The organism is Brevibacterium sp. FME17 (assembly GCF_014897515.1).
Classification (GTDB): Bacteria; Actinomycetota; Actinomycetes; order Actinomycetales; family Brevibacteriaceae; genus Brevibacterium.
Map to the genome: position 1 here is coordinate 38789 of NZ_JABUYD010000009.1, position 15177 is coordinate 53965.

Annotated in this window: 16 protein-coding genes; 11 read left to right on the forward strand and 5 right to left on the reverse strand. The window is 62.4% G+C overall.

Features of this window, described 5'->3' with window-relative positions:
• Positions 1–7: 7 nt before the first annotated feature.
• Positions 8–1765 carry a VanW family protein gene (locus INT40_RS09935; protein WP_193096026.1) on the forward strand — a complete coding sequence of 586 codons (1758 nt, stop codon included), beginning with the start codon at positions 8–10 and terminating at the stop codon, positions 1763–1765.
• A gap of 40 nt (positions 1766–1805) precedes the next feature.
• Here the strand turns inward: INT40_RS09935 and INT40_RS09940 are convergent, their stop codons facing one another.
• Entirely contained in the window at positions 1806–2879 is a 1074-nt protein-coding gene (locus tag INT40_RS09940) for a GNAT family N-acetyltransferase (protein ID WP_135447196.1), read from the reverse strand.
• A gap of 200 nt (positions 2880–3079) precedes the next feature.
• Here INT40_RS09940 and fdxA point away from each other — a divergent pair, with 200 nt between their 5' ends.
• The 3 genes from fdxA (at position 3080) to INT40_RS09955 (ending at position 6027) form a co-directional block, all read left to right on the forward strand.
• The gene (gene fdxA / locus INT40_RS09945; RefSeq protein WP_101572533.1) at positions 3080–3403 is read left to right on the forward strand and encodes a ferredoxin; all 324 of its coding nucleotides are present in this window, start codon (positions 3080–3082) and stop codon (positions 3401–3403) included.
• Between the two features lie 3 nt (positions 3404–3406).
• Complete coding sequence (gene dapC / locus INT40_RS09950) at positions 3407–4528, forward strand: succinyldiaminopimelate transaminase (RefSeq protein ID WP_193070664.1); 1122 nt, start codon at positions 3407–3409, stop codon at positions 4526–4528.
• Between the two features lie 215 nt (positions 4529–4743).
• Positions 4744–6027 (forward strand): citrate synthase, encoded by a 1284-nt coding sequence (locus tag INT40_RS09955; RefSeq protein WP_101572529.1) that lies wholly within the window; start codon positions 4744–4746, stop codon positions 6025–6027.
• A 320-nt stretch (positions 6028–6347) separates the two neighbouring features.
• On the opposite strand, the gene dapD is transcribed toward INT40_RS09955, so the two are convergent.
• Complete coding sequence (gene dapD / locus INT40_RS09960; protein WP_193070663.1) at positions 6348–7292, reverse strand: 2,3,4,5-tetrahydropyridine-2,6-dicarboxylate N-succinyltransferase; 945 nt, start codon at positions 7290–7292, stop codon at positions 6348–6350.
• Between the two features lie 43 nt (positions 7293–7335).
• Between dapD and dapE the strand changes: the two genes are divergently transcribed.
• The 6 genes from dapE to INT40_RS09990 all read left to right on the forward strand — a co-directional run bounded on the left by dapE (position 7336) and on the right by INT40_RS09990 (position 12041).
• Positions 7336–8502, forward strand: a complete 1167-nt coding sequence (gene dapE, locus INT40_RS09965) for a succinyl-diaminopimelate desuccinylase (protein WP_193070662.1) — start codon at positions 7336–7338, stop codon at positions 8500–8502.
• 5 nt (positions 8503–8507) lie between these two features.
• A complete protein-coding gene (locus INT40_RS09970) occupies positions 8508–9311 on the forward strand; it encodes a TIGR00730 family Rossman fold protein (RefSeq protein WP_193070661.1) in 804 nt (267 codons plus the stop codon).
• Complete coding sequence (folP, locus tag INT40_RS09975; protein ID WP_205683597.1) at positions 9308–10207, forward strand: dihydropteroate synthase; 900 nt, start codon at positions 9308–9310, stop codon at positions 10205–10207. Before INT40_RS09970 ends, folP begins: the two co-directional genes overlap by 4 nt.
• Before the next feature lie 31 nt (positions 10208–10238).
• A complete protein-coding gene (locus tag INT40_RS09980; RefSeq protein ID WP_101572520.1) occupies positions 10239–10508 on the forward strand; it encodes a DivIVA domain-containing protein in 270 nt (89 codons plus the stop codon).
• The gene (locus tag INT40_RS09985) at positions 10505–11740 is read left to right on the forward strand and encodes a hypothetical protein (protein ID WP_135447187.1); all 1236 of its coding nucleotides are present in this window, start codon (positions 10505–10507) and stop codon (positions 11738–11740) included. Before INT40_RS09980 ends, INT40_RS09985 begins: the two co-directional genes overlap by 4 nt.
• 130 nt (positions 11741–11870) lie before the next feature.
• On the forward strand, positions 11871–12041 hold the full coding sequence (locus INT40_RS09990) for a DUF3117 domain-containing protein (RefSeq protein ID WP_101572516.1): 171 nt from the start codon (positions 11871–11873) through the stop codon (positions 12039–12041).
• Positions 12042–12126: 85 nt separating this feature from the next.
• Here INT40_RS09990 and INT40_RS09995 read toward each other — a convergent pair whose 3' ends face one another.
• Together INT40_RS09995 and INT40_RS10000 are read right to left on the reverse strand one after the other, a co-directional pair.
• Positions 12127–12789, reverse strand: a complete 663-nt coding sequence (locus tag INT40_RS09995) for an O-methyltransferase (protein ID WP_226831081.1) — start codon at positions 12787–12789, stop codon at positions 12127–12129.
• A 12-nt stretch (positions 12790–12801) separates the two neighbouring features.
• On the reverse strand, positions 12802–13134 hold the full coding sequence (locus INT40_RS10000; protein WP_101572514.1) for an MGMT family protein: 333 nt from the start codon (positions 13132–13134) through the stop codon (positions 12802–12804).
• Between the two features lie 85 nt (positions 13135–13219).
• On the opposite strand from INT40_RS10000, the gene INT40_RS10005 reads away from it, so the two are divergent.
• Complete coding sequence (locus INT40_RS10005) at positions 13220–13693, forward strand: twin-arginine translocase TatA/TatE family subunit (protein WP_101572512.1); 474 nt, start codon at positions 13220–13222, stop codon at positions 13691–13693.
• A 39-nt stretch (positions 13694–13732) separates the two neighbouring features.
• Here INT40_RS10005 and INT40_RS21200 read toward each other — a convergent pair whose 3' ends face one another.
• Positions 13733–15175, reverse strand: a complete 1443-nt coding sequence (locus INT40_RS21200) for a polysaccharide deacetylase family protein (RefSeq protein ID WP_101572510.1) — start codon at positions 15173–15175, stop codon at positions 13733–13735.
• Between the last annotated feature and the right edge of the window lie 2 nt (positions 15176–15177).

A 15177-nucleotide genomic window follows, 5' to 3' on the forward strand; every position in this document is an offset into this window, starting at 1 on the left:
GAGAACTATGCCGACTCAGACTCTGTCCCATTCCTCTCCGAACCCCGGCGGTCGCCCGCAGGGTGCTGCAGAGACTCCGAAGCGCAGACCCTGGCTGATTGCCGTCATCATCTTTCTCGCCCTCGCCGCCCTCTATCTGGTGCTCGGTTTCCTCACCGGACGAGTCCTCTCACCCGGGACGACCGTGGCCGGTGTCGACATAGGCGGTCAGTCCACTACGTCTGCCGAGGCGACTCTGCGCGGCGAACTGGGAGACAAAGCGGGGGAGGAGATTGAGCTTAAGGCCGGAAAGCCCACCGCCGCCCTCGACCCTAAGAAAGCCGGAGTCAGCTTCGACATGCCGGGGACCATCGGGCGGGCCACCGGATTCACACTCAACCCGACCATCATCTGGGACCGACTCTTCGGGGATGACGAAATAGACCCCGTCATCAGCATTGACGAAAAGACCTTTGAGGACGCCACCGGAAAGGTGACGAAATCCCTCGAACTCGAACCCGTCGACGCCGAGCTCAGCTATGTGAAGTCCAAGCCGGAGGTCAAAGACGGCTCCAACGGTCAGAGCGTCGATACCTCACAAGTGCGCACGGCGATCGAGGAGTCGTGGCTGCGCACCGAAGATCCGCTGCCCGTGACAGCCACCGACGTCGAACCCGATATCACCACCGCCGAGGCGAAGAACGTTGCCGACGGATTCGCTAAGGACGCTGTGAGCAAGGAACTCACCGTCCACGCGAAACCTGCGAAGGACGCCGACTCCGATGTCGATGCCGGCGATCTCACAGTCAGCCCGTCAACGGTAGCGAAGACCCTGACCTTTGAACCGAAGGACTCGAAGCTGGTCCCGGTCTTCGCCGAAGAGGACCTGCAGAAGCGTGTCCTGGCGGCCAATAAGGACGTGGGCAAGCCCGCCAAAGACGCAAGCTTCACGATCAAGGGCGGTAAGCCGAAGGTCGTCGATTCCGAAACAGGAATCGGGATCAAGAAGGATGAGCTCACGAAGGCTGTCACCGATGCCATCAAGGGTGAGACCGATAAGCCAACAGTCACACTCGCCTCGGTGAAGCCGGACTTCACCACGAAGGATGCGAAGAAGGCGAATGTCTCAGACGTGATGTCCGAGTTCTCAACCGGATATTCCTCGGAACCCAACCGCGACACCAACCTCAAGGTCGCCACGAAGAAGGTCTCCGGCACAGTGGTGCAGCCCGGAGAACAGTTCTCCCTCAACGAAGCCATCGGACAGCGCACAGCGGCCAACGGATACAAAGCCGCAGGCGTCATCTCAGATGGCCGGATGAAGGAAGACTTCGGCGGGGGAGTCTCCCAGGTGTCGACGACACTGTTCAACGCCGCCTTCTTCGCCGGTTTCGACCTGGACGAACACCAGGCTCATTCGCGCTATATCTCCCGCTACCCGGAAGGCCGGGAATCCACGCTGGACTGGTCGTCGATCGACATGAAGTTCACGAACACATCGAAACAGCCGATCGTTCTCGACATGTACCTATCCGGTGGAGAGGTACATGCGAAGGTATTCGGCGATAAGAAGCTCAAGGTGGACTCAGACTCCTCCGAGAGGTACAACTACAGTTCGCCAGGCTCCGTGACCGATTCGGGTCCCGAATGCACGCCACAGTCACCCAAGCAGGGCTGGTCGATCAAGATCACCCGGACGATGAAGGACATCGCATCCGGTAAGACGACGAAGGACTCATTCGTCACCGTCTATCGACCGATCAATAAGGTCGAGTGCAAGGACTGACCCGCCTACTACGCGGTCTCGGCTACGAGGTTGACCCGCCTCAGCCTCTGAGAGCGTACCAGGAGCGGTGCCGAACCGTGGCGCCAAGGGACGTGAAGAGGTTCAGCGAGGCTTCATTGCTGGCTTCCACATCGACAAGGTAGGAACGGACTCCCCGCTGCGACAGCAGTGCTGCAACGGCCCGGGCCACAGACCGACCGGCTCCGCGGCGGCGCAGATCGGGATGGGTGACGAGATTCGTCAGCACACCCCATTTGCTGCGTTCGACGATCCGGGCACTGGCGACCATGGTCCGACTCCCATCCGGGTGATCAGCATAGGCGGTAACGAACTCACATGGATCCGCGGCCTCGATGAGCCCACGGAACGCCTCCTCAGAGCCTGGGTCGCGCTCACTCGTCCACGCCGCATAGTGCATGGGACTCGGCTGCTCGCTGACGTCGATCGATAGCCCGGGTGCAGCCGCGTCACCGGGATGCGCAGCCCCAGCAGCCGCCTCGGCGGTGGAACCGGCCAGCAGGAAGACCGGCTCAGACGGGGAGTAGCCCCGGGCCGAAAGCAACGACGCCAAACCTTCGCAGGCCGGAGCCAGCGCACTGGAATCCTCACTTGAGTAGATCTGGATGCAGCTGGGCTTGTCCCGCGCTGAGTACCAGGCTTCGACAGCATCGAGGCTCTGCTCCCAGTCCATTCCGGTGTCCGTCACAGGCAGGCAGCTGTTGGCTCGGCGGGTCACCGATTCGGAGCTGCGCAGCAGCCAGCCCTTCTGCAGCAGTCCGATGTCGGAATCGGTCTCCGCGCTTTCGTTACGCAGATTCTCCATGTGCAGCCAGGAGATGTCCTGCGGCAGCCATGCCGCGGCCGAGATCCTGCGCAGGTCGACAGCAGAGACGATCTCATGGGTGCGACCCGATTTGGTCGGTGCCGGCGGAACCTCGTGGACGAGCATGATCTGGTCCCGGTTGATCCGGATGGGCCCCCGTTTGGTTCCGATCTCCACCGTCGACTCGTCGGCGGTGTTGACGACCCCGAGGGCATCCGAAGTCGAATGTGTATCACCGGGCTCGAGCGAATACCGCACGACCACTCTTTTGCCGGGCTGCAGATCGTCCACTTGTCGCCTTCCGCCGAAACATCTTAGAGCTCTTGCGCCCCCAGCCTAATCCAGCCTGCATCGCAGCGGCCGCAGGCGTGACGGAGGACACGAACGTGAAAGAAGGATCACGTCGACCCGATGGGACCCTACCGAGTCGGAAGGCGTAGTCTTAGGCTGTATACGTGCAATCTCGCTGAGTCTTAATAGGAGTCGTACTCGTGACGTACATCATTGCCCAGCCTTGTGTTGATCTGAAGGACAAGGCCTGCGTCGACGAATGTCCGGTCGACTGCATCTACGAAGGTGAGCGCAGCCTTTACATCCACCCGGATGAATGCGTCGACTGCGGTGCCTGCGAACCTGTCTGCCCGGTCGAGGCGATCTTCTACGAAGATGACACTCCGGAGGAATGGTCGGAGTACTACAAGGCAAACGTCGAATTCTTCGACGAGCTCGGTTCACCCGGCGGAGCCGCGAAGCTGGGCAACACTGGCCTGGATCACCCGATCATCGCAGCCCTGCCCCTGCAGCAGCACGACTGAGCCATGTCTTCTCGCTTCGGCCTCAACCTGCCCGACTACCCTTGGGATCGACTCACCGAGTACCGCAACCGGGCCGCCCAGCACCCCGACGGGGTCTGTGATTTGTCGATCGGCACACCGGTCGATCCCACACCCCAGGTGATCCAATCCGCGCTGGCGGTCGGCGGCGATGCTCACGGCTACCCGACGACGGCGGGCACGGATGAACTGCGTGAAGCCATTGCTTGGTGGTACCAGAACTGGCATGGAGTCACACTCGACCCCGCCGCTGAGGTGCTGCCCACCATCGGTTCGAAGGAGCTGGTTGCGTGGCTGCCCACGCTGCTGGGGCTGCGTCAGGTTGGCCTGGACGTTGCCTGCCCTTCAGCGGCCTACCCGACCTACGAGATGGGTGCCACGATCGCCGGTGTCGACTGTCGTCGTCTCGACGCGGCGGATGTTGCCAACGGTGCCTCCCTCGATGGGATCGGTCTGCTGTGGATCAACACCCCCGGAAACCCGACCGGTGAAGTGCTCGACACCGATACCCTGGCCGAAGTTGTCCGTCGTACCCGTGAAGCCGGAGTCGTTCTCGCCTCCGATGAGTGTTACGGACTGCTCAACTGGGAATCCGAGTCACCGGCACCGAGCATCCTCAACGTCACCGGTGGCGATCACAGCGGTGTGCTCAGTGTGTACTCGATGTCGAAGCAGTCGAACCTCGCCGGCTACCGTGCTGCCTTCGTAACCGGAGACAGCCAGCTCATCGCCGACCTCACCAAGTCGCGCAAGCATGCGGGCATGATCGTGCCGTTCCCTATCCAGGCAGCGATGATCGCGGGCCTGCGAGACACTACTCACGTTTTCGAGCAGAAGGAACGCTACCGAGCTCGTCGGGATCTGCTGCGCAGCGGGCTCGAAGCCTACGGATTCCGTATCGATCACTCGTCCGCCGGTCTCTATCTGTGGTCGAGCGCCGGCGTCAACTGCTGGGACTCACTGTCGAAGCTGGCAGATCTGGGCATCATCGCCGGTCCCGGCGAATTCTATGGTGAGGCCGCTGCCGACCATGTGCGCGTCGCTCTGACTGCTGGTGATGAGCGTATTCGCGCCGCTGCGCAGCGGCTGCACGGCGCCGTCGGCTGAGACGCCGGATGCGACGTTCACCGGCTTAAGGCACATCTCGGGAGCATCCGAACCGGAGTCTGAGACACCGTTATATGGCTAGAGTAAGCAGGTTACCGATCAGTTCCTGTGCGGAGCTGTGATTTTCTGATTCCTACAGTTATCGGTAGTCTTTGAGGGAATTGTGCAAGACACCTCAGGAAGTTCTTGAGGTGGGTCGAGGCTGAGGAGAACATATGCCATCGGATGCGAGTCTGCAGGTCGGGGACACGGAGCTGACACTGCCCGAGGTGGCATCCTCCGCGGGCAACAACGGATATCGCATCGGCTCGCTGCTGAAAGACACCGGCGCGGTCACCTACGACCCAGGTTTCGCCAATACTGCATCAAGTTCCTCGGCCATCACCTACATCGATGGTGACGCCGGTGTTCTGCAGTACCGCGGCTATCCCATCGAGCAGCTCGCTGAGCACTCAAACTTCGTTGAGGTCAGCTACCTTCTCATCCACGGAGAGCTGCCGACCCAGGAGCAGTACGACGCATTCGACGGCCGACTGCGTGGACACACCATCGTCCACGAAGACCTGCGTCGCTTCTTCCGTGCCTTCCCCTATGATGCGCATCCGATGCCCATGGTGGCAGCGGCAGTCGCCGCTTTGTCGACTTTCTACCAAGATGACCTCGATGTCTTTGACGAGGGCCAGGTCGACACCTCGACCTTCCGCCTGCTCGCGAAGATGCCGACGATCGCGGCTCTGGCCCACCGCAAGAACATGGGCTTGCCGGTCATCCACCCATCGAACTCCCTGGGTCTGGTGGAGAACTTCCTACGCGTGAACTTCGGTGTTCCCGCGGAGGACTACGAGCCGGATCCACTGACGGTCAAAGCCATGGACCAGCTCTTCATCCTCCACGCAGACCACGAGCAGAACTGCTCGACTTCGACGGTTCGACTCGTCGGCTCCTCGCAGGCCAACCTGTTCCAGTCGATCTCCGCGGGCGTCAACGCTCTGGCCGGACCACTGCACGGCGGCGCGAACTCGGCCGTCCTGACGATGCTGGAAGAGATCGCAGCCTCCGATGACGGCCCCGAGAAGTTCATGGAACGCGTGAAGAACAAGGAAGACGGTGTTCGTCTCATGGGCTTCGGTCACCGCGTGTACAAGAACTATGATCCACGCGCGAAGATCATCAAGAAGACAGCCGATGAGGTCCTGGCCCGCTCCGGCGGTGACCCGCTGCTCGATGTGGCACAGAAGCTCGAAGAGATCGCATTGGCCGATGACTACTTCGTCGAGCGCAAGCTCTACCCGAACGTGGACTTCTACACGGGTCTGATCTACAAGGCACTCGGCTTCCCGACCAACATGTTCACAGTGCTCTTCGCCGTCGGTCGTCTGCCAGGTTGGATCGCCCAGTGGCGCGAGATGATCAACGACCCCGAGACCAAGATCGGCCGTCCGCGCCAGATCTACACGGGTGCTTATTCACGCGACTACAAGGACATGAACGACCGCTGATCGTCCCTGGCGCGGCGGTGACATCTTCTACAGTCGGCCGCGTTCCGCACTGAAGGCGTCACTTCCTACAACTGACGTCACGTCCTGCAGCTAGCAGAATACGTCCTACATGCAGCATTGCTTCCACCCGTGGCAACACGGTGAGTTGCAGCTGAGTGTAGGGCGTATTTGCATGTTTGCTTGGGCCGCACGTGTTCACAGGGTATTTCGCTGGACTGTCCTTCAGGGCCTTTCAAGGCTGTGAGACGCAGAGATACGACAAAGGGCGCGCCCACTTCCGTGGACGCGCCCTTGTGATCAGAGCTTATGCAGCGTGAGCCTCAGTGCAGGTCGGGGTTGAGCTCGATGCCCTTGGACGTGCGTGAGATCGCCTCGACGGCTCCGGTGACGGAGTTGCGGCGGAACAGGATGTTGTTCTGACCGCTGAGCTCGGAGGCCTTCACCACGGCCTCGTCCTCACCTGTAACGCTGACGCGTGTGCCGGCGGTGATGTAGAGGCCGGCTTCGACGATGCAGTCATCGCCGATGGAGATGCCCACACCGGAGTTGGCACCCAGCAGGCTGCCATTGCCGATCGAGATGCGGTGCGTGCCGCCACCGGACAGAGTGCCCATGATCGAAGCACCGCCTCCGATGTCGGAACCGTCGCCGACGACGACGCCCTGGGAGATGCGTCCTTCGACCATCGCCGATCCCAGTGTGCCGGCATTGAAGTTGACGAAGCCCTCATGCATAACGGTCGTACCCGCGGCCAGGTGCGCACCCAGGCGGACACGATCAGCATCGGCGATGCGCACACCGGAGGGGATGACGAAGTCGGTCATGCGGGGGAACTTGTCAAGGCCGTAGACGGCGACGGGGCCATTGGCCAGCAGCTTCGCGCGGGTGGCTTCGAAGTCCTCCGGTGAGCAGGCACCGGCGGAGGTCCACACGATGTTCGCGAGGTGACCGAAGATGCCGTCGAGGTTGACGTCATTGGGAGCGACGACACGATGAGACAGCGCGTGCAGGCGCAGGTAGGCGTCGGCGGCCGAGGCAGGACCGGCGTCGAGATCGATCGTCGTGGTCACGACCTCGGTCCGGGTGCCTCGAGCCTCATCGGTGCCGACAAGGGCATCGAGCCCGTCGGTGTTCGCGCGAGAGGTGGCGGTCGCCTCGGCGGCGTCCGGGGTGTCTCCCGTGCTCAGGGTGGGGTACCAAGTGGTGAGGACGGATTCGTTGTGCAGGGTGGCCAAGCCACGTGCGGAAACTATGCGTTCTGTCATGCCCCCAAGACTAGTCGGTGGCGACAGTACTAGGCTAAGCGGTATGACTGTCGATCCATCTGCTGAGACCGAATCCGTTTTCAAACCCACCGGTGACCTGGCCGATTACCTGTTCGAGGCTTTAAGCGACCCGGCCGAACTCACGGGCCGCCTGTGTGCCATCGAGTCGGTCTCCGGTGACGAGACGACGATCACCGATGCCGTCGCTGAGGTGCTGGAGCGTATCAGCGCCGGGTCCGGTCCGGATTTGGAGATCCTGCGCGACGGAGACACCATCGTGGCGCGCACCCAGTTGGGGCTCGCCGAACGTATCGTCGTCGCCGGACACTTAGACACCGTTCCCGTGGAAGATAACCTGCCGCCTCGGCGCACACACTTAGACGGCGGCGACTACACCGGGGACGAAGTCATCTGGGGCAGAGGCGCCTGCGATATGAAGGCCGGAGTTGCGATGGCATTGGTCACCGCCGCGGCATTGAAGAATCCGAACCGTGACGTCAGCTGGGTCTTCTACGACCATGAGGAGGTCGACGCCTCCCTCAACGGGCTCGGCCGGGTCTCCCGCAACCACCCCGACTGGCTGTCCGGTGACTTCGCGGTCCTCGGCGAACCCTCGAACGCGTCCGTCGAAGGCGGCTGCAACGGCACCATCAGGGTCGACGTGTCCACCACAGGCGTCCGCGCGCATTCCGCGCGCGCCTTCATGGGTGACAACGCAATCCATGCCGCAGCCGAGGTTCTGTCCCGCCTGGCAGAGCACGAGACCGGGACCGTGAACGTCGACGGACTCGACTACCGTGAATCCCTGTCCGCCGTGTCGATCTCCGGGGGAGTGGCGGGTAACGTCGTCCCCGACACCTGCACCGTCGCCGTGAACTACCGTTTTGCCCCCAGCAAGTCCGCAGGAGAAGCAGAAGGTTTCCTCCGCGAGTTCTTCACCGGTTTCGACGTCGTCGTCACGGACGCAGCAGAAGGTGCCCGGCCCGGCCTCGACCGTCCAATTGCTCAGGACTTCATCGATACGCTCGGCCTCTCACCTGCCCCGAAGCTGGGCTGGACCGATGTTTCGCGGTTCAGTGCGCTGGGAGTTCCTGCTGTGAACTTCGGGCCAGGCAACCCCCTGTACGCCCACAAGTCAGATGAACACGTCGCCGTCACAGAGGTTGCAGCGGCCAGTCAGACGCTGCGCGACTACCTCGAAGGTCGTTGAGACCGATGAGTGAACACGATTCAGCAGCCGCGCACTCGGCCGCAGCGGGGGCAGAAAGCGGTGCAGGCTCACCCGATTCAAGCTTCTACAGCAAGGGGCCCCTGCGTCTGCGCCGCTCTCAGGTACCGGAGACGACCGCCGATCAGAGCCTGCTGGATTCCCGTGGCCCCTCCGATTGGACTCATGAAGACCCTTGGAGGGTGCTGCGGATCCAGGGGGAGTTCGTCGAGGGCTTCGACTCGCTGGCGAATATCGGACCGGCTGTGTCGATCTTCGGCTCGGCCCGCCTGAACCCCCAGACGCAGGCATATCAGGATGCTCGCGAGATCTCGCGGCGCATCGCCGCAGGCGGCAACGCGATCATCACCGGTGGCGGACCAGGCATCATGGAGGCCGGCAATCTGGGCGCCAGGGAGGCAGGGGGAGTCTCGATCGGACTCGGTATCGAGCTGCCGTTCGAATCCGGGCTCAACGATCACGTCGAACTCGGCGTGAACTTTCGCTATTTCTTCGTCCGGAAGACGATGTTCCTCAAATACTCACGCGGCTTCGTGGTCATGCCAGGAGGCTTCGGCACTCTCGACGAACTCTTCGAAGCCTTCACAATGGTCCAGACCGGGAAGGTAACCTCCTTCCCGATCGTTCTCTTCGGCATCGACTACTGGCAGGGCCTCGTCGACTGGATGTCGGCGACCCTTGTGGCCGAAGGCACCATCAGCGACCGCGATATGTACCTGTTCACCCTCACAGACGACATCGATGAAGTCGTCGACATCATCGGCACTGCAATCGATGGAGAAGAACTGTGAAGGATGCAGCGGAACCGAGCACCCTCCTCGGCGGCTTCGAATTGGCACAGGCCCGGCCCGGCAATCCCGCCATCATGGCCGTGATCAACCGGACAACGGACTCGTTCTACGAATCCGCGTCCACCGCCGGGGAGGCCATCGACGCTGTTGCCGCCGCTGTGCAGGAAGGCGCGCACATCGTCGATATCGGAGGGGTGCGCGCCGGTCGTGGCAGGGAGATCTCCGTCGCCGAGGAGATCGACCGGGTCTGTCCCGTCATCGAAGCCGTCGCACACAGCCACCCCGACGTGCTCATCAGCGTCGACACCTGGCGACATGAGGTCGCCCAAGCTGCCTGCGCCGCGGGCGCAGGACTGCTCAACGACACCTGGGCAGGGGTCGACCCCGAACTGGCCTCCGTGGCGGCGAAGAACGAAGTGGGCCTCGTCTGCTCACATACGGGCGGCCTGTCACCACGGACTGATGCCCATCGCAACCGGTACGGCTTGAGCGCCGGGGAGGTCGTCGACCGGACCCTGGAAGGCGTGCTCGGACTGGCCGAGGCGGCACTGACGGCCGGTGTCGCGGCCGAGAAGATCATCATCGATCCGACACCAGATTTCGGGAAGAACACGTACCAGTCGCTGCGGGTGCTGCGTGAACTGGGCCGCTTCACCGAAACCCGGTTCCGGGTGCTGCTGGCCATCTCGCGCAAGGACTTCGTCGGCGAAGCCATCGGCGACGTGGAACCGGCACAGCGTCTCAACGGAACCATCGCGGCCACCGCGCTGACCGTGGCCAAGGGTGCCGCAATGATCCGCACCCACGACGTCCGCGCCACTGCAGACGCCATCGACGTGACCTTGGCGATGACTGGAGATGCCCTGCCCAAACACACCGTGCGCGGCCTGCGCTGAGCAGGTGAGCCCACTGTGAGAAACTAGCATCATGCCATTGTGGATTGTGATCGGAGTGGCCGCGGCGATCTTCGTACTCGTGATCGTGCTGGCGGCAACATTCAACGTCTTCTCCGCCGAATCCGCCGAGGAGACCGAGGCAGCGTGGGACCCCCTGCCTCCTGACTTCAACCCCGAGGATCTCGACGAACTGACGTTCCGGCCCGCCCTGCGCGGCTACCGGATGGAGGACGTCGACGCCGCGGTGAGAGTCCTGCGAACCCGCATCCATGAGTTGGAAGCCGCACGCGGGCAGCAATGAGCAGAGCCCACGACCTCCCCGGAATCACCCTCGCACCCGAAGTCTTCAACTCCTCCCGTCTGTCCCGGTTAGGCACCCTGTTCCTCGCCTTGCCCGTGTGGGTTCAGGCCATCGCCGTCTACTTCGTCTCACGTGTTGTGAGCATCTCGATCTTCGCCGCTGTCCTCAAACGTCAGGACCCGGCGAACTGGTCCTCGAGCCCGGTTACGACGACTCTCAACGACTTCCTCAACTTCTGGGACGGCGGTTGGTACGGACGGGTCGCCGAGGAGGGCTACCCGGGCATCCTGCCCGTCGATGACGCGGGCACGGTGACGGAGAACCAGTGGGCCTTCTACCCGCTGCATCCGGAGATCGTCGACTATATCTCCACGTTCACCGGCCTGAGCTATGAGGTGATCTCGCCGATCGTCTCGACGCTCGCGGCCGGACTCGCCGCCATCGTCATCCTCGTTCTGTTTCGCAGATACACTGATCCCGGGCAGGCTCTGACGGGGCTGGCCTTCGTCATGTTCTTTCCCCCGGCGGCCATATTCTCCACCGGGTATGCGGAGTCCCTGACGCTTCTGCTGCAGGCCACCGCGCTACTCCTGATCGTCGAACGCCGCTACCTGAGCGCGATCCCCGTCGTGTTCCTCATGGATCTGTCACGGCCCATCGGCGTCGCCTTCGCGTTCTTCATGCTGCTGCACCTCATCGACCGGTACGCTCACCGCAGGCAGGATTCCTATCCCATCGCCGAGGTGGTCCGATCCTGGACCTTGGGTGTGCTCTCGTGTGTCGCGGCCCTGGTTCACCCCGTTCACGCGTGGTTGGTGACGGGGTCGATGACCGCGTATACGGATACCGAGGCGGCATGGCACACGGGGGAGTCGACCTATCTGGTGCAGTGGCTGGCTCAGGCCAATAACCTCATCGGTCCGCTGGGCCCGGTGCTCCTCTTCGTCGTCATTGCAGGAATGCTGGCACTGATCTTCTCGCCGGCAGGGGCGAAGATGGGCAGAACCCTGCAGTACTTCTGCCTGGCCTACGGCGTCTACCTGCTCATCTTCTTCACTCCTCAGACCTCGACCCTGCGTCTTCTGCTGCCGCTGTTTCCGATGGCGCTCACCCTGTCTCTGGTCCGCTCTCGCGGGTACAGAGCGGCAGTCCTGTGCGCGTTCATTCTGCTTCAGATCGTGTGGGTCGCCTACCTCTGGCACTTCACTCCACCAGCGGATCTGCCGCCCTGACAGCCAGTCCTAATGTCAGTTTTCGGTCGGGTTACCCGTCGATGACCGGATCATGGAATAATCGTAGGTATTACATTCGGTCCATCGAGCGTGAACCGTCTTTGCATAATCAACGGAAGGAAGAGCCCACATGGCAGCCCAGAAACCCCGCACCGGCGACGGACCTCTGGAAGTGACCAAAGAAGGTCGAGACATGGTGATGCGACTTCCAGTCGAGGGCGGAGGCCGCCTGGTGATCGAGCTCAGCAGAGACGAGGCCACGGACCTGCGTGACACCCTGGCTGAGACCTTGGGCCAGTGACCAGGACAGCACTTTTCCTCAGCTGAGCACAGAGCTCAGCGAAACGAACAGCAGAGACTTCGCAGAGTCTCTGCTGTTTTGGCATTCAGCGTCGGGTCTTCTGCACCATCAGCAGGCCCTGGCCGATTGGCAGCAGGACGTGTTCGAGTCGTTCCTGGTCTGCTAGGCGGTTGAGAAGTCCACGTGCTGCCTGTGTCCGCGGCGAGCGGTCGACAGGGTCGGCCACGCCGCCTTTGAGCAGCGTCTGGTGGATGACGAGGAGCCCGTGGGCGTCAAGCAGACGCAATGAAGGTTCGATCATGCGTTCGAGGTTCGTCGGTTCCGAGTCGAGGAACACCATGTCATAGGCACCCGGCGCCAGACGTTGGAGGACGTCTTCGGCCCGTCCACTCATCAGGCGCAGTCGGCTGTGCCGGATCCCTGCCATGTCGATGAGGTCCCGGGCAGCCGCCTGAGCAGTGGAGTTCGTGTCGATCGATGTCAGGATCCCTGAGCTGGGCATTCCGCGCAGCAGAGCCAGCGTGGAGGTGCCGGCGCCCGTGCCGACTTCGACAGCCGCGACCGGGGTGAGCAGCCGCGCCAGCAGGGTCAGCGTCGACGCTGTCGTCTGCGACACCGGAGCCAGGCCGTTCTCGTGAGAGAGCGCCCGTGCGGCGTCCAGAAGCGGGTCGGGCCCGTTGTACTGTTCGGAGAAGGTGAGATCACCTGAATTCTCGCGTGACAATCGACCCTCGCTTTCGGCTGACATTTGGTTCCAAGTCTAACTGCTTCCGGGGTCGATGCCGTGGGTCCGCCACAGCTCCTCGAGATCATCGACATCGACGAAGGCTGACCTGCTCACCTTCTCGTGCGTGTGAGGGATGCCCTCGTCGTCCCAGTGTTCGCGGGCGGTGGGCAAGAGCGCCTCCGGCAGCACTCCCGCAGCATTGACGACCCTCCACCAGCTGACATTGGAGCCGAACTCCTTCATCACTCGTCCGACATAGCGCGGGGAGCAGCCGGCGACCAGACCGACGGTGCCGTAGTTGACCACATGGCACTCAGGCACGAGTTCGACGATGCGCAGCACACGCTCCACAACCACCTCGTCCATGCTCGGAAATCCCTCCTGTGGCGTGTGAGCAATCCTGTGTTGACCGTGAGTCGAGCATACTGCGGTCCACGGTAGACTTGTGCCCATGTTGGGTATCAACGGCACCGAGATGTTGATCCTGGTGGTAGTGGCTCTTGTCGTCATCGGGCCCAAACGCCTGCCCGAATACGCGCAGAAGCTGCGTGAGCTGGTGCGCCAGATGCGTCGCATGGCCGAAGGCGCGAAGGACAGCGTGCGCCGCGACTTCGGGGATGACTTCAATGATGTCGATTGGCAGAAGTTGGATCCTCGTCAGTATGATCCGCGCCGCATCGTGCGGGAGGCTCTTGTCGAAGAGGATTCAGCCATCCGGGAGTCCAAACGTCGGGAGCAGTCGACGGTGGCGAGCGAGAAGCCGGCTCAGGAGATCGAGGCCGGTTCCGAAGGCTCCACCGACACTGCGGGGTCCGGTGCTGGCGAGTCCCGAGCGCAGCCTTTGTCACCCATCGAACGTTTCCAGGCGCAGTCGGTCATGCGTGATCGCTCAGTCGCCGCGCCCTTCGATACCGAGGCCACCTGAGCCACGCTGGTCTGCATCGGGTTGAACTGAGTTTCCCAATCAGTTTTTGTGCACCGCAGGGTGTTCGGGGTTCGAGCACAGTTCGTTTGCGTAGCCGCGGCAGAAGTAGGAACCGCCCTTTTCGAACCCGATCCCTGCGAAGAGCTGACTGATGGTGACCGGATAGAGGCCTTTGTCCCTCACGGTTGCGAAGACACCGGGTGCGGCATCCACCGTCGTCGGATGGATCGAGTGCATGAGGACGATCGAGCCCGGCCCGGCATCGGCTCCGACCTCGGAAACCGTGCGTTCTGCGTCCTTGTGCTGCCAATCACCGGTGTCAACGTCCCAGATGATCGCCGGCCGGCCGAGAGCGGACGCGGCCGATCTGTCGAGCGCGCCGAAGGGTGGACGCACCAACTTTGGCGCCTTCGACGTTGCTGCTTCAATCGCCCTGTCGGTTCTCTTGACTTCCTTCTTAACCTTGGCGTCGCTCGATTTGTTGAGTCGTGGATGGGAGAACGTGTGGTTGGCGACCTCATGCCCGGCAGCAGAGATCCTCTTCACTGTGGCAGGGTCGGCGGCCACCCTCTTGCCGACGAGGAAATAGGTGATCCGGACCTTCGCCGTGGCTGCTTCTCTGAGCAGCCTGTCTTCGATTTCGGGCTTCCCCGGGCCGTCGTCATAGGTCAGTGCAGCACAGGGCAGCAACGTGCAGGAGAAGTCGGGATCACGCTCGTCGGTGCCGTCGGGCAGAGTGAGCGGGAGATAGAGAGAATCGATGACTCGTATTCCCAGCGAAGTCAGATCGGTTGAGGTGGGAACTTTACCGCCGACGGTCAGGTTTCCGGATTCGTCCGCAGCAACCTCGGCGGGGTCGATCTTCGAGGTGAACATGTCCTGGACATGCACCGTAGTGTCGTGCACCAGGTCGGTGAGCACTGCCCAGGTCTTCTCGGTGGGGGAATGCGTTGTCAGCGAGGAGATGAGGAAGTCCCCACCGGCTGCGATAATACGGTTGCTGACCTCCACGTCCGTGGACGCGTTGTGGTTGTGACCGCTGTCGGAGGCCTTCGCCGAGGTGGCTGTGCCCGGAACGAATGACGTGGAGGCCCAGCGGTGGGCCGGTGCTGTCGCCACAGGGGAGTAGGCCCGGTGAGTGTGGAAGCCTCCTGCGGACCTGATGGCCTGCAGAAGAGTCTTCTCGGTAGCCGAACTCAGGGAGTCGGCGCCGGGCAGACCGAAGAGATGGATGTTCGTCTTCGGATCACGCTTGGCATCGACGATCGCATAGCTGCGGATGTTCTGCCTCAGAACCTGAAGATTCGCCTCTGCCGTGTCCGCGTTGTGCTTGCCTGTTGCAGGGTCGGTGCGATGCTGCCCGCTGCGAGTGGGGTTGTCGCGGGTGGGACCGGAGACGACACATCCGGCAATGAGAGTCAGCGCTGCGCAGGTCGCGAGGAGCGCGAGGATGCGTCGCAGCTGCGTGCGATGGATGATCACGC

What these genes read in the sequence shown, in the direction of transcription:
- INT40_RS09970 (WP_193070661.1), top strand. Translation starts at nt 8,508, where the DNA reads ATGAGTGAACACGATTCAGCAGCCGCGCACTCGGCCGCAGCGGGGGCA.
- INT40_RS09980 (WP_101572520.1), top strand. Translation starts at nt 10,239, where the DNA reads ATGCCATTGTGGATTGTGATCGGAGTGGCCGCGGCGATCTTCGTACTC.
- INT40_RS10005 (WP_101572512.1), top strand. Translation starts at nt 13,220, where the DNA reads ATGTTGGGTATCAACGGCACCGAGATGTTGATCCTGGTGGTAGTGGCT.
- INT40_RS09995 (WP_226831081.1), bottom strand. Translation starts at nt 12,789, where the DNA reads ATGTCAGCCGAAAGCGAGGGTCGATTGTCACGCGAGAATTCAGGTGAT.
- INT40_RS09990 (WP_101572516.1), top strand. Translation starts at nt 11,871, where the DNA reads ATGGCAGCCCAGAAACCCCGCACCGGCGACGGACCTCTGGAAGTGACC.
- dapD (WP_193070663.1), bottom strand. Translation starts at nt 7,292, where the DNA reads ATGACAGAACGCATAGTTTCCGCACGTGGCTTGGCCACCCTGCACAAC.
- INT40_RS09955 (WP_101572529.1), top strand. Translation starts at nt 4,744, where the DNA reads ATGCCATCGGATGCGAGTCTGCAGGTCGGGGACACGGAGCTGACACTG.
- dapE (WP_193070662.1), top strand. Translation starts at nt 7,336, where the DNA reads ATGACTGTCGATCCATCTGCTGAGACCGAATCCGTTTTCAAACCCACC.
- INT40_RS10000 (WP_101572514.1), bottom strand. Translation starts at nt 13,134, where the DNA reads ATGGACGAGGTGGTTGTGGAGCGTGTGCTGCGCATCGTCGAACTCGTG.
- INT40_RS09985 (WP_135447187.1), top strand. Translation starts at nt 10,505, where the DNA reads ATGAGCAGAGCCCACGACCTCCCCGGAATCACCCTCGCACCCGAAGTC.
- dapC (WP_193070664.1), top strand. Translation starts at nt 3,407, where the DNA reads ATGTCTTCTCGCTTCGGCCTCAACCTGCCCGACTACCCTTGGGATCGA.
- INT40_RS09935 (WP_193096026.1), top strand. Translation starts at nt 8, where the DNA reads ATGCCGACTCAGACTCTGTCCCATTCCTCTCCGAACCCCGGCGGTCGC.